Source organism: Pseudoalteromonas sp. DY56-GL22, assembly GCF_041414715.1.
Classification (GTDB): domain Bacteria; phylum Pseudomonadota; class Gammaproteobacteria; order Enterobacterales; family Alteromonadaceae; genus Pseudoalteromonas; species Pseudoalteromonas simplex.
Window position 1 is genome coordinate 50,825 of sequence record NZ_JANHZR010000010.1, and the last position, 15,691, is coordinate 66,515.

The 15,691-nt window shown below is 39.2% G+C and carries 7 protein-coding genes; 6 read left to right on the top strand and 1 reads right to left on the bottom strand.

Annotated features, from left to right (window positions below; all coding sequences use genetic code 11):
* Positions 1-203 precede the first annotated feature (203 nt).
* From NO991_RS18125 to NO991_RS18140, 4 genes are all read left to right on the top strand, one after another.
* The gene (locus NO991_RS18125; protein WP_054553672.1) at positions 204-3,026 is read left to right on the top strand and encodes a TonB-dependent receptor domain-containing protein; all 2,823 of its coding nucleotides are present in this window, start codon (positions 204-206) and stop codon (positions 3,024-3,026) included.
* Positions 3,027-3,303: 277 nt separating this feature from the next.
* A complete protein-coding gene (locus NO991_RS18130; protein ID WP_371352262.1) occupies positions 3,304-7,503 on the top strand; it encodes an ATP-binding protein in 4,200 nt (1,399 codons plus the stop codon).
* 110 nt (positions 7,504-7,613) lie between these two features.
* Complete coding sequence (locus NO991_RS18135; RefSeq protein WP_054553670.1) at positions 7,614-7,919, top strand: H-NS family nucleoid-associated regulatory protein; 306 nt, start codon at positions 7,614-7,616, stop codon at positions 7,917-7,919.
* A 69-nt stretch (positions 7,920-7,988) separates the two neighbouring features.
* Positions 7,989-9,734, top strand: a complete 1,746-nt coding sequence (locus NO991_RS18140) for a DEAD/DEAH box helicase family protein (RefSeq protein ID WP_371352263.1) — start codon at positions 7,989-7,991, stop codon at positions 9,732-9,734.
* 26 nt (positions 9,735-9,760) lie between these two features.
* On the opposite strand, the gene NO991_RS18145 is transcribed toward NO991_RS18140, so the two are convergent.
* Entirely contained in the window at positions 9,761-10,093 is a 333-nt protein-coding gene (locus NO991_RS18145; RefSeq protein WP_300421061.1) for a ribonuclease E inhibitor RraB, read from the bottom strand.
* A 171-nt stretch (positions 10,094-10,264) separates the two neighbouring features.
* Here NO991_RS18145 and NO991_RS18150 point away from each other — a divergent pair, with 171 nt between their 5' ends.
* Positions 10,265-11,992, top strand: a complete 1,728-nt coding sequence (locus tag NO991_RS18150; protein ID WP_287203676.1) for an autotransporter assembly complex family protein — start codon at positions 10,265-10,267, stop codon at positions 11,990-11,992.
* Positions 11,992-15,678, top strand: coding sequence for a translocation/assembly module TamB domain-containing protein (locus NO991_RS18155; RefSeq protein WP_371352264.1), 3,687 nt, complete (start codon positions 11,992-11,994; stop codon positions 15,676-15,678). Before NO991_RS18150 ends, NO991_RS18155 begins: the two co-directional genes overlap by 1 nt.
* Positions 15,679-15,691: the final 13 nt, after the last annotated feature.

Genomic DNA, 15,691 nt, shown 5'->3' on the forward strand with positions numbered 1-15,691 from the left:
GTGAAATATATGTGACGTTACTTTTCTTCAAATACTTATATGTATGAAACTTAAAATTCACATTTAAAATCAATGGTTAAAAAGCTGTTGACCAAATGTTGTTCCTGATATTAGTATTTAATTCCCTTAAAGGGTACTAGTACCTTTTATGGGTTTAAATAAATTAATAGAGTCATAACATGGATATGACCAGGGAGATTCAAATGTTAAATAATAAAGTTTCAAAAGCAGTGCGTTTAGCAATTGCTTTTGGCGCAGCATCAACGTCAGCATTTTCAGTTTCTGCAGTGGCTGCAGATGAAGGTGCAGAAAAAGTAGAGCGTATCGAAGTAACGGGGTCACGTATTCGCTCTACTGACCTTGAAACAGCACAACCAATCCAAACAATAAGTCGTGAAGATATTGCTAATCAAGGTTTCACATCTGTTATTGATTTGATTGAAAATATGTCTGCAGCTGGTTCACCGCCAATCAGTCGTTCTGAGCCATTAGTGTCTGGTGAGAATGTGGGTGGTAACTACGTCAACCTTCGTAACTTAGGCGCCAGCCGTACTTTAGTTTTAATCAATGGTAAGCGTTTGGGTATTACTACCTCTGGTTATCAAGATATCTCGGCTATTCCAATGGGAATGGTTGAACGTATTGATGTGTTAAAAGATGGCGCGTCTGCAATGTACGGTTCAGATGCAATGGCTGGTGTTGTTAATATTATCACTCGTAAAAACTATGAAGGTCTTGAGTTCACAGTATACGGCGGTGGCTATGACGATGGTGATGGTGAGAAGAAAAACATTAGTATGGTCACTGGCTTTTCGGGAGAAAAGGGTTCAATTACTTTAGGTGCTGAGTGGCGTGATGAAAGTGATGTATGGGCGAGAGACCGTTCTTTCTCAGAAGTGTCATATCCAGGTTATGATATTCCAAATAACCGTACTTTAGTGGGTCAATATGGTCGTTTTTATTATAATGATCAATGGTGGGTTGCTAAGCGCCCAGGCAATGCTTCATCTTTTGACGATTTTGAACCGCAAACTTATGAAAATGGTTCAAGTAATTCAATTGACCAAATGCATTTAGAAACGCCTTTAAGTGCACGCTCTCTTTATATCAGCTCTAACTACGATATTACTGATAGTGTAAGTTTTACAAGTGATATCGGATATAGTGAACGTGAAGCGTTACGTCAGGTAGCAGGTTATCCATATCAATCAGCGTCAGATGGCTTTGTGTTAAGTGGTGATAGCTATTTTAACCCAGTTGGCGAAGATGTTTCATTTACTCGTCGTGGTTGGGAAGTTCCACGTACAACTGAAAGTAATCAAGATACTTTACGTTTTACTGCCGCATTAGAAGGCTCTTTCGAGTTAGCTAATCGTTATTTTGACTGGGATGTTGGTGGTGTTTACAGCAAGAGCACAACTGTTCAAGTAGACAACGGTAACTTCTATAAGCCTGCTATTGAAGCCGCTACTGGCCCTTCATTTTTAAACGCATCGGGAGAAGTTCAGTGTGGTACTGAAGATGATCCAATTTCATCAGCTGAGTGTGTTGCGTGGAATCCTTTAGCAGGCTTCGGTGCAGGGCCTGTTGAAAACTCGCTAGCAGATCCTGATGTACAAGACTTCTTGTATCCTACACTGCATTATCGTGGTGAAACTCAAACAACAATGTACTTTGCTAACATAAGTGGTTTACTTGCAGAGTTACCTGCAGGTTCATTAACTTTCGCTGTTGGTACTGAGTATCGTAAAGAGTCGGGTGAGTATAATCCTGATGCACTAGCGCAACTCGGTCAAAGTACTACTCTTGCATCTGGTGCAACGGGTGGCGGTTACGATGTTACTGAAGGTTACGCAGAGTTAAATGTTCCTATTTTATCTGATGTTGTTGGTGCTAAGTCTCTAAACGTTAGTCTTGCGACTCGTTACTCAGATTACAGTACTTTTGGTGATACAACGAACAGTAAAGTAGGCATTGAGTGGCGTCCAACTGATGATTTATTGGTTCGTGGTACTTGGGCTGAAGGCTTCCGAGCTCCAACAATTAGTAACTTGTATGGTGGTGGTTCTCAAACTTTTACAACAGGCTTTATCGATCCATGTGATTCAGTTTATGGTACAGCAGCTGGCTCTGCGCGCTGTTTACAAGATGTACCAGCTGATTACCGTCAGTTACAACAAGGCTTTGTGCCGACGACTGGCCCTGCAGCTCAAACACCAGTGCCATTCAATAGTGGTTCAAATCCACTGTTACAACCAGAAGAGTCTGTCAGTAAAACCGTTGGTTTTGTTTACAACCCAAGTTATGTTGAAAACCTTGATATCATCCTTGATTGGTGGAGTATTAAAATCACTGACACGGTAGTTTCTGACTCACCAAATGAGATCTTAAAAGATTGTTATATTGGCGGTGATGAATCACGATGTGCAATGTTTTCACGTGATCCGAACAACTCAATTGTTAACGATTTAACATATGGTACGCGCAATGCTGGTTTCACTGAAACATCAGGTATTGATCTATCATTAGCATATGCATTTGAAACTGGTTTTGGTGACTTCCGTGCAACTCTAGATAGCACATACTTACTAAAATATGATTCAAAATCGACAAATGATCCAACAACTAAAGTTGAATCAGATGTAGGTCATGGAGATACATTTAGAACACGTGCTAACTTTGGCTTGAATTGGACGTATGGAGATTTCAGTGCAAACTGGGCGATGCGTTATTTCTCTTCAATGCGTGAGGACTGTTATTTTGAAGACCGTTGTAGTGATCCAAACTTCCAACGTGATTGGACTAATGGTGTAGTTGTGCCTAAAAATAAAGTAGGCTCTACTACATTTAACGACCTACAGTTCACTTATAATACGCCATGGGAATCTAAGCTTTCTATTGGTGCTAACAATGTATTTGATAAACGTGGTCCTATTATGTACTCAGGCCCAAGTTCTACTTATTCATATTACGGTGGCTTTGATATTGGTCGTCAATTGTACTTCCGATACTCACAAAGCTTTTAATGTGTAAATAACAATAAAAACCCACTGACTAAAGTGGGTTTTTTTAGTTTAATTAACTGCTCTTGATTATTTCTTACTTCATACCCATTGGCTTTTGCAATAGTTTAGAGGTGGAAAATATGCGCATGCTATTTTTAAATAATTAACGCAATCTTTATTCGAATGGCGACTGTACGTCTGTATCGAATCATCTATTTGTTAATTTTTATAGTAGCTAGTTTTAAACAAAAATTGAGTATTTAAATTTCACTGCTAGAATGTATCTAGTTATTTACTTTTGCTTGGTTTAGTTCTGAAACGACGATTTCTCTTTTACCTCTATGCTATTACGCTTTTATTCTCTTGTATTGCTTCTGCGACGCAACTCAAAGCGGGTATCGTAAGTTATAATTTTTTTCCTTATCACACCCAAGACGCAAATGGTCAATATACTGGTGTAATTGTTGGTTACAGTAACGAAATAGCGCGTTTAGCTGGTGCCGATTTAGAGTACCGAGTTTACGACAGTCTTGACGAGCTTCTGGACGGACTTAAAGCTGGTGAAATAGACTTTGCGGTTGGGTTGAATAAAACCACGCAACGTAAAAAACATTATTTATTTTCAACACCCTTTATGGAAGGTCCTCGAGGAATAGTTGTAAATCAATCTATTGCGAATAGTGCCTTAAAGAACTTTGCTAGTTTACGATGGGTTTGTATCACTGGGAGTTCGCATTGCGAATATCTAGCAGAAAATGGGGCGCTTTATATAAATCGCTTTATAAAACCAGATGATGCGTTTAAAAAAGTGGCGGATGGCTCATTTGATGCTTTTTTAGGTGATTATTCAGTTTTGTCTCATCAGTTAAAAAATCGTGGTAAAGACGGTCTTAAAGTTGTAAGTCCTATCTGGCTTTCTAGTGAAACATTTCATGTCATGTTCAACCAACAGAAGACGGCTTTACGTAATCAAGTTAATTCTTTTTTAGCATCTATCTCTCCAACCACGAAACAATTATGGGAAAGTTCGGCAAGTGAAGAATATTTGGCCGCAAAAGCCTATAGTCAATTCAAACGTGAATTCAATAAAGTAAGTGTGAAAGGCAACAATAATTATTTACTTACGTTCTCGTTTATTGATGGTTTGTTTCCAATTAATGACACAAATCAAATTGGCGAAGCTACAGGCTATTTAAATGATACCCTTGAGTTACTATCTGAACGAAGTGGGTTCCAGTTTAAATATATCCCTGCTGCAAATTCCAAAGAATTAGAAAGATTATTTTTAGCGAATAAGATCGATCTCATTCCGACGATGACACCAACAAGAATTAATGAAGGTGTTTTGATTGCTTTACCGCCGCACGTAAGCGTAGAAATGGTTTTAATTTCTAAACGTTCGAGTAAAACTCAGCGTATTGGTTATATAGATCTGTTTGCAGATCCAAAAAAGAAGCTGCCAAGTGCTGAGAATTTAGAAACGGTGTCATTTAGCTCAATTGTGACACTTTTTTATGCTTTGAGGAACGACACGATTGATAGTGTTATCTTACCGCAAAGCATTGCGGCATATCAATTAAATCAGTTTTACATAGGCGAATTTTATATCAACCCTAAATACCGATATAATCAGCCGATCTATTTCCTTGTGAATAAAAACTTTACTGAATTAGTCAGTTTACTTGAAAGCCTTTTCAAAACACTAACGAGCAATGACTTCAATCATATTGTCAATCGTCATGGTATTTTTAATATCGAGCGTGGATATGACAAAACCACCGTTAATACAACTGCAATTTTAACCTTAATTCTTATCTGTATTTCGATTATTTATTTTGTTAGCTGGCGGATTACCATAAACCGTGAGATTTCAAAACGAAAAGAGGCTGAGCAAGTTGCGTTAAGTAAATTGAACTTCACTCAAAAACTCATCGATGATTTACCTACAATGGTAGTGATACAAGATTCTGAGCAAAAAAGGATAATGTGGAACAAAGCCTATAAGGATAATTTTGCTCATTTATGGGACGAAAAAAAACGGTATTTACGTGACGAGTTAGCACAAGTTAGCCAGTTATTGACGCAGAATAAGCAAAGCTTGCACTCTGGAAAAGTTTTTAATCGTCAAATGAACTTTACCAATAAAGTAGGAAAGAAGCTTGAGCTTCTCTACACTAAAAAGCCATATCTTGGAGTTGATGGTCAGTTGGCTGGGATTATGACCGTCATCACTGATTTGACTGAACATCATAACCTTCAAAGGGAAAACCAAGCGGTTCAACAATTATTACAAACGATTACTGATACTATCCCTGGCGGGGTATTTCAGTATGAATATTATGATAATGGTGAAGGGTGTTATACCTATATTAGCAAAGGGGCGCAAAGTTTATTGGGGGTAACATCAAGACAACTCAATAGCCGCGGTATGACCGGATGTATTTCCCCTTGTATTGTTGATGAAGACCGGGTGCAAATAGCTAAAGCCTTTAAGCAAGCAAGTAAGCGCAAAGGCATGATTGATATTGAGTTTAGAATTAATAATCTTGGCCAAAAAGTTTGGTGCCGTTATATTGCCAATGCACAAACAAAAGGCAATGACATACAACAAGGGGTTAGGTGGAATGGTATCTTATTAGATATTAGCTTACTCAAACATCATCAAGTTGAATTAAATAAGGCCAACCAACAGGCGCTTCAAGCTGATTTAGTTAAAAGTCGTTTTATTGCGACGATGAGTCATGAATTAAGGACACCTTTATCTGGGGTAAATGGTTTTATTGAGCTTTTAAAATCATCACAAGTAGACAGTGAGCAATCTACTTTAATCGAACACATTGAGGTTTCAGTAACTAAACTACAAGGTTTAGTTGATGATATTCTATATTTTGCAGACACTAGTACGGGTAACATCGAAGTAGTGGTTGAGAATGTTGATTTGGAAACTCATTTGTGTCGCATTCTACGAGCACATGAACATCAGGCTAAACAGAAGGGACTTCATTTCAAATTAAATTGGCTGACTGCTGCTTACACATCGACATCGGTTGATATTAATCATTTAATGCATGTTTTATCACACCTACTAAGTAATGCAGTTAAATTCACAAGTCAGGGCTCAATAACTTGCGAGGTAAAGTTTGAGAAACAGTTGTTAAATATCACAATTACAGATACCGGTAAGGGGATGACAACTGAAGAGCTTGCTCAAATCTATAAACCATTTGAGCAAGCCGATAACTCTTTTCAACGCCAATTTGGCGGAACAGGCTTAGGCTTAGCGCTAGTAAAACAGCTGGTTGACGCGATGCAAGGCAGTATCACTTTGTCTAGCACATACGGCAAGGGGACGCATGTTTATTTATCTATCCCATTGCAACATACTAAAAAGCCTCAATTAAGCACATCATCTGGGTATTGGATTGTTTGTAGTAAAAGTGAAGAGCTGGTCCGGCTGCTTGGAACCATGGCAGTCAAACATACCATACTTGATTGGCCCTTGGAGTTATCTGAACTTAGTCAGACTGAAAATTTAATTATTGATGAGCAATACATGGTTGAGTTACTAGGAGAGCAGTGGCGTGCTAAAAAAGCAGGCATTGCTGCTAAGTATACTATTGTGCCATCAAGCCGAAATACTCAACAAGTAAATGATTGTAATTGTCATTTACTACCTATCGAACCACTTTATCCCGATTCATTACGAGAGCTACTTAATAATATTCATACCACCTTAGATATAATTAGCCCAGATAAAGCGCATTTATATGGCCAGATTTTAATTGCTGAAGATAATAAAACTAATCAATTATTACTTGAAAAACAATGTCAAAAATTAGGTATAAAAGCTGTAATGGTCGAGGATGGATTAGCTGCTTTAAGGGCGCTTGAAGAAGGGGACTTTGATCTACTCTTAACAGATTGCCATATGCCTCACTTAGATGGTTTTAAGTTAGCCGAACAGATCAGGACGATAGAAAAATTCCAGAACTTGCCAATTATCGGTTTTACTGCAGATGACTCTAAGACCTGCTTAAATATAGCTCTCAGCTCAGGCATGAACAGTGTTTTGTTTAAGCCGTATAAACTTAATGAATTGTATAATCGGCTTGCAGAATTTATTGATCTTAATAAAGACGATGAAAACATTATTACAGATAGTAAGAATGTAAGTTTGCAAGGGATCAAAGATATACAGCATTGGCTTAATGTTTTTGGTAACGAAAGTGATGCAAAAATGTTGGCAGAGGTATTTATAAATAGTTTGCAGGATGATTTGAGTACGTTAGAAGATCACCTCAATAGTGATGAGTTGGATAAAGTGTCTGCTGCTATTCATAAACTGAAAGGAGCGCTTGTCATGCTTCAATATCCACCTATCTCAAAACTAATTGTAGATACGGAAAAGACGTTTATTGATAATCATGATACTGCCATTGTTATTGATTTAATTACTGAGTTAAAAGACGTCATTGTTCAGATCAGAGCATGGGTATAATAAAAAGTTAGGATAAAGAATTAGAGTCGAATAGATTATTTTATGAATAGGGCATATACTAACTCATGTTTATACATTTTACTTAACTTTAATATTAAAGAGAGCTCTCAATGAAAGAAATCCGATCTTTTGTAAAATCTGCGTCATTATCTGAATTAGAAAAAGCAAAACAGCTAATCGACACAGCTATCGAGAAATATACTCAACAGCAAGAAGCTAAAAAAGAGGTACTCGATTTACTAAAAGAAAAAGGACTTACATTAGAAGATCTACAGGATGTAGTAACAACAGACAAACGCACTAAGGTTAAACCCAAGTACCGCATCGAATTTAATGGCGAAATTGTAGAATGGACAGGCCGTGGTAAACGACCTAAAGCATTCCAAGGTGTCGATTTAACAAAACACCTTGCTTAATTTTTTGCTTTAAAGAATACCAGGGGAAGCGTATGCTTCCCTTTTTTATGTCGATTATAGTCCGATAACATGAAGTACGTACTCAGACCCTACCAACAAGAGGCCGTAGAGCGCACGGTTGCTCACTTTCGACAAACAGATGACGCAGCACTAATTGTGTTACCAACAGGGGCTGGAAAAAGCCTGGTTATTGCTGAACTTGCGCGTATTGCCAAACAAAAAATTATGGTGCTTGCGCATGTTAAAGAATTGGTAGAACAAAACGCCGAGAAGTATATTAGCTTTGGCTTTAAGGCAAGTATTTTTTCTGCGGGGTTAAAACAAAAGTCATTAACGGAGCAAGTGACCTTTGCGAGTGTGCAATCATTGGCACGTAATACCGATAAGCTTACAGATGCTTACTCTTTGTTGATCATTGATGAATGTCATCGTGTCAGTGGTGATGAACAAAGTCAGTACGGGCAGGTGATAACGAGTCTAAAAAAACAAAACCCCAATCTTAAAGTACTTGGTTTAACTGCAACACCATTTCGTATGGGAATGGGCTGGGTTTATCATCATCACTATCATGGTTTTGTTAGAGGTGATAAAGACGCACCATTTAAAAAGTGTATTTTTGAGTTACCGCTGCGCTATATGATCAAAAACGGCTATTTAACGCCGCCTCATGAAGTCGATGCAGCTATTAGCCATTATGACTTTTCATCACTGCCGAGTGATTCATTTGGTCGTTACGGCATTGAGAATATGAATGCGTTATTAAAAGACAGCACCCGCGCGACAAAAGCCATTATCAAGCAAGTAATAGAGTACAGTGAACAGCGTCATGGTGTGATGATCTTCGCTGCAACCGTGATGCATGCCAAAGAAATTACTGGCTACTTACCTGAGGGTAGTACGGCACTTATCACCGGTGATACTGATAATAACGAGCGTGATCGAATTATTAATCAATTTAAAGCCAAAAAAATAAAGTATTTGGTTAATGTATCCGTACTCACGACGGGCTTTGATGCCCCTCACGTTGATTATATTGCGATTTTACGGCCCACCGAATCTGTCAGTTTATATCAACAAATAGTGGGTCGAGGCCTTCGTTTAAGCGAAGGAAAAAAAGACTGCTTAGTTATTGATTATGCTGGTAATGGCTTTGATTTGTTCTACCCAGAGGTAGGGAGTAAAAAAGCGCAAAGTGATAATGAGCCAGTTCAAGTGCTATGCCCTGGCTGTGGATTTGCGAATATTTTTTGGGGTAAAACTGATGGCGAAGGCAAAGTGATTGAGCATTTTGGTAGGCGCTGCCAAGGCTTGCTGGACGATGGTGAAGAGCAAATACAGTGTGATTATCGTTTTCGTTTTAAAGAATGTGAGCAGTGTGGTGAACAAAATGATATTGCTGCAAGGCAGTGTCAGTCCTGTGGTACCATGATGGCAGACCCTGATGATAAACTACGAGAAGCACTAAATTTAAAAGATGCCTTGGTATTAAGGTGTAGTGGTTTGTCAGCTCAAGTGCTCGCAAAAGGTTTACTTAAAATTAGCTATTATGATGAAGATGGAGCCAGTTGTGATGAGGTATTTAACTTAGCAAATGACACCGGACGATTTATTTTTAATAAGCAGTTTGGTAAGCGAGCAGCACCTGGTTTTACCCCAATGGAATGGCAAAGCGCGGAACAGGTTGTCAATTTACAACAGCAACTGCTTGCACCCGATTTTGTGATTGCGCGTAAAAATAAAAAATACGGTTGGAAAGTGGCTGAAAAGCTATTTGATTATCAGGGCAATTTTCGTAAGGCGAATCAATTAAATTGATCCCCTTACGAGATTGTGGGAATGGCTTATTCTTCTTCGGCCATCAACCCCCAACCATCGCCATAACCATTATGGCTATTAGCAATGCTTTCTAAGTATTGTTCTGTTTGGCTAAGTAAGGTGTGATCTGGCACCATCTTCACATGAGTAATTACTTCCCACACCCCTGTATCTGGGCATTTGGCTAACTCTGTTGAAGGGGCAAGTTCATCACTTGTAATGGCTTCAGCAAATTTTTCTGCTTCAGACTTTTGTTCAAAAAGAATATAGAAATCGATAGTTTGCATACTGGTTAAATCGACACCAGCGTCAGCAATTTCAGCTAATAATTGACCGTTTTCGTCATCAGGGAAGTGCATTTAGTCGCTCATTCATTATAAATCTAGGTATTATCCGCTATTGTAGCGAAAATAATTGTTTAACGCGTACTAATTTTAACATTTCAATTATGTCAGTGGCTATTGCACTGTGCTAGTATCTTTTTGTACTCATTTTAGATTATGACTCTTCCAAAAAAGTAAGGATATTTTTTGTATACTCGGCATTTCTTTTTTGTCTTTGTGTTTATCTGCTTTTCATACAGCCAGCACGCAATTAGTGCCTCAACTGTTATTAAAGATTATAAAATTCAAGGGATCAGTGATGATCTCGAAAAAAACGTTGAGCTTTACATTAAGCAACTGGTCGATGAAAAAACTTCTAAGGCTTTAAGGCGTCACGCTAAAAGCCAAGTTGAAATGAGTTTAAAGGCGCTTGGTTATTATAAGCCGATAATCAAAATTAGTTTCGATGATGCTCAGCAGCTTTTAATTGTTGATGTTCAACGTGGTCCTGCTACCCGTATTGCAGATATTAACGTGACTATCACGGGTGCCGGTAAAGATGACGCTGAATTTATGTCTGCCGTCAACAGCATCAAAATCAAACAAGGTGATTTTTTAAATCACGGTAAATATGAGGCCGCAAGAAAACGTATTGAAAGCCAACTATTAGACTTAGGCTATTTTGATGCAAAATGGCATGAGCATAAATTGGCAGTTTCGCTAAAAAATAATAGCGCAAAAGTCATTTTCAATGTCGATACTGGGCCCCGTTATCAGTTTGGTGACATCACAATTGGTAGTGAGACTCCAGCCGAAAAATACATTCGTTCGCTGGCTGAATTTAAACAAGGTCAGCCTTATAAGGCGACCGAGATTTCTGATTACAACTTAGCACTGTCGAGTACCCCTTACTTTGCCAGTGTTCGTGTGTATGCAGACATTGCAAAACGTAAAAATAACCAAGTGCCTGTCAACGTTGATGTATTACATAAACCTGCCAATAGTTATGAAGTGGGTGGTGGTTATAGCACTGACCTTGGACCAAAAGTCCGTTTCAAATGGACCAAGCCTTGGATCACCGAAGATGGTCACTATTTAGAAAGTAACCTCAATGTATCTGAGCGCCAGCAAGATATTTCACTTGGCTATACGGTGCCAGTTGACGACCCTAATGATGATCTTTGGCGCTTTTCTGTGGGTTACAAGCTTGAAGATGAATTAACCAACGATTTATACAGCCGTATATTCACAGGGCAGCTTCAGCGGCAGTGGCTCACTGATGACGATTGGGTACGTACTGCTTTTCTAAGACGTGATTACGAGACCTATCGAATAGGGGATGAAGAACAAAGCGCAAAAATGCTGATGCCTGGTATTAGTTATGCCAAAAAAGACACCGAGGGGGGCACAACGCCTTATGAAGGCTATCAATGGATGATGTCAGTCGAGTTTGGTTTAAAAGATATGATGTCTTCAACCAATATTTTGCGCTTACAACTGCAAAATGCCTGGTTAACTACTTTTGCAGATCGCCATATGCTGTTTTTAAGAGCCAATCTAGGTGCCATGTTGGTCGATAATATAAATGATGTGCCGTTATCACTGCGTTTTTATGCCGGTGGTGATCAGAGTGTACGTGGTTTTGCCTATGAATCTATCTCCCCTGAAGATGAGGAAGGGCGTTTAATTGGTGGTAAATATTTAATGAGTGGCACTGTTGAATATAACTATCAATTTGCTGAACATTGGCGCGCAGCCTTATTTGTCGATAGTGGTACTGCGACTAATGATTTTAGTGATCGCGTCGAAGTTGGTGCCGGTTTTGGTTTTCGCTATTTAACACCGGTTGGCCCTGTACGTATCGACCATGCTTGGGGTTTAACAAAAGAAAGCAAAAGTACCCGATTAAGTATTACCATAGGGCCTGAAATCTAATGAAGATGTTAAAAAAGATAACCAAGGTTCTTTTAATTACGCTGGCAAGTTTGCTAGTTATTGTGTTTTGTTTGTTATTCACCGCGCCTGGTAATCACTTTATTGCATTCACGGCGAATAAGTTAGTTGATGGCTTATCAATCAAGTTGCCATCTGGTCGTTTTCTATATAACGATGCGTTTGATGTTCACTTTGAAAATCAAAGCATCAAGTTTGATGCAAAGCAGCTAAAAATTGATTTATTTTGGTGGCGTTGTGATGGGGTTTGTCTTGATAATTTAAGCGCCCAGTCGATTGATTTAAATATTAAAAGTCAGGCTGCATCAACTGAGCAGAGCACTGAAACAGAACCTAATGTTGAGCAAGTCACACAAATTAGTTTACCTATGAAGATTGTTGTTAAGCGTGTTGCAATTAATCGCTTTAATCTAGCACACCCGAGTGCCGATGTAACAGTCAACAAACTAAACTTAAGTGCTCACGGCGAAGCATCGGATATTACAGTGGATACACTGACCATTGCTGATGTTGCTATGATGCTACACGAAGCAAAAGAGCAGCCTAAATCAACGCCATTAACAGAGCTGCCAGCATTACCATCACTCGATATTACGCTACCGATTAATATTGAGTTAAAGCAATTTCAAATCAGTAAAGTTGCTGTAACCCCTTATGGTGCTGAAGAGGCTCAGCTAGTCGAAAATATTGAATTAGTTGCGTCTGCTAAGGGGAGCGATATTAATCTTGAAAAGCTTGCTGCAAGTTATCAGCAATGGCAATTGCACTCTAATTTAATGGCAGAGCTTTCTGGTGAAAATACAATTGAGGGAGCAGTGTCTGTAAAAAGCACTGAGCATCAAGCGAAGTTATCGCTTTGGGGCCCGCTTGAGGATTTAAAATTAGATTTAGTAACGCAAGGAGCGTACCCAGCAGAGTTAAAAGGGGCTGTGAATTTAAAACAAACAAATTACCCATTTGATTTAACAGGCCAGATAGCAAAGTGGCAAATTGCCACAGACACACAACAGCTGCAATTATCGGACTTTGATTTAAAAGCCAAAGGCCATGCCGATGCTTATGCTGTCGATTTGAGCCTAGTAACGCAGTTAGACGCATTACCTGCAATGACTGTGAAATCGCAATTACAAGGTAGTTTAACAAACGCAAAACTTGAGCAGTTAAGCCTCAATGCTAATGACAGTAAAGCAGACATTAACGCATCAGTTGATTGGTCGAACGGGATAAAAAGCGAGTTTAAAGGGGTTTTAAGCCACTTAAAAGCCCAATACTTAACGGATGCATTAAGCAGTGATTTATCTGGTGAATTTAATGGTTCATTTAATTTACAGGCAGGTGAGTGGCAGCTTGCCTTAGATAACACGCAATTAAATGGTTCAGTTAATGAAGTGCCAGTGACCTTGTTGTCGGATTTTGAACTTGATAGCAGCCTGCATGCGAGTTTTAAAAAACTTGAAGTGAAAAGCGGTAAAAATGAAATTGCGCTATCGGGACAGGTTGATGACGTATGGCGTGTAGACGGTAAATTGCGTCTAGATGCAAGTGGTCAAGATATCTTGCCTATGCAAGGCAAGGGCTTTGCAGATTTGAGCTTACGTGGTGAGCGTCTTGCGCCAACGGTTGATTTAAATCTAGTCCTTAATACATTGAGCTATCAAGATATTCAGGTTGATGGTTTAACATTAAAAGGGCAATTTGATTACGCAGCAGATTGGCAAACGGATGTATCACTGGTGCTCGATTCTGCATCGATTAGCGAACACAAAATTAATCAAATTGAGTTAGACGCCAGTGGCGATAAAACAGATCATCATTTAACTTTTTTACTCGATGCAGATCAAGGCAAGGCATCATTTGATGTAGACGGTAAATTTAATAAAGAAACCTGGCAAGGTGCGCTAAGCCAAATTCTTGTTACCGATAATCAGGTGCGCTTTGGCACTAATAAACCAGTTAATATTCAAGTAAATACCAAAACCTTTGACTTTAATGTAGGCGCGCATTGCTGGCAAAGTGATAACTCAAAACTATGCTTTGAGACCTTGCAGCAAACTAAGCAATTAGGCCAGTTAAATGCACAGCTTGCAGCGCTATCAATTGCTGAATTTAAACACTTCTTACCCGATAACTTGAAAGTAACTGGCGATGCAAACGGGGAGTTTGTTGCTAATTGGAATAATGGTGCATTGAAAACGATTCGTGCCAATATCAAAACCAACCAGCTTGAAGCATCTTTAATTGATGACGCAAATGTTTATAAGTTACCGATAGAGGTTTTAGATATATCGGCAATGAGCGATGCGCAAATGGGTAAACTTAATGCCACAGTTGATTCATCTGTATTAGGTAAAGTGACGTCAGAGCTCAACATTGATGATATTCAAAATCAACAGACCTTAGCGGGCGACTTGGTTATTGAGAAAATTGAGTTAACAAACTTACGCCCTTTTATAGCTTCACTTGAGGAACTAACAGGCGACATAAAAGGTCGGTTAGCAATCGCAGGTACTTTAAAAGAGCCATTACTCAATGGTGATTTTGATGTCGAAAAAATCAATCTAGAAGGGGCTACCTTGCCGGTGTCGCTGCAAAACTCTTATGTGAACATTGCCTTTAATAACCAAAGTGCAAAGCTCACGGGAGAGCTTAAAGACACCGAAGGGGGCGCGCTTAATTTATCAGGCGGTGTTGATTGGCAGCAAGATTTACCGGACGTTGACGTGAGATTAAACGGTAAAGAGTTTTTTGTTCGTGCTCAGCAAGATGTCACCTTTAAAGTGTCTCCAGATTTAACTATGTCGTTAAAAAATAATGCGTTTAATCTTGATGGCCAAGTCGTCGTGCCATGGGGACGTATTGCGATTGAAGAGCTACCAGAAGGTGCTGTGCAAGTCAGCGATGATGAAGTCATTGTTGATATTGAGCAGCAACAGTCAGAAAAAGTGCCCTTTGATTATGCTATTAACTTAAAGGTGTTGGTTGAGAATGATGTGCGCGTTGACTCGTTTGGCTTACAGTCGAAAGTTGAAGGTGACATAAACATCAGCATGGACCAAGTTACGCCGATGATAGCAACGGGTGAGTTAAACCTAGTTCAAGGTACCTATCGTGCTTTTGGTCAAGACTTGCAAATTCGTACCGGTCAGGTGGGCTTTAGCGGCTCAATTGATAAACCGTACTTGAACATTAAGGCAATTCGTAATCCTGATAACACCTCGAATGGCGTGATTGCGGGTATTACGTTAACTGGTAATGTTGAACAGCCTTCCTTAAAAGTTTTCTCAGAGCCTGCGATGGACCAAGCCCAAGCATTGGCTTATTTATTAAATGGGCAACCTCTTGATGAAGGAGATAGTTCAACAGATGCGATGCTCACCCAATTATTGCTTGCCCAAGGTGTAAACCGTAGTGAGGGTGTGGTATCTAAAATTGGTGAAAGCTTTGGTTTGTCTGATGTCAGCTTAAGTTCAAGCGGCAGCGGGGATGACACCAAAGTCGAAATATCTGGTTACGTTACTCCGGGTATTCAAGTGAAATACAGTGTTGGCATTTTTGATTCACTAAGTGAAGTGGCGGTTCGCTATCAACTGCTGTCGCAACTGTATATTGAGGTGACCAGTGGTTTGAATCAAAATGTTGATATTCTTTATAAGTTTGATTGGGATTAATACCTACGCTTGT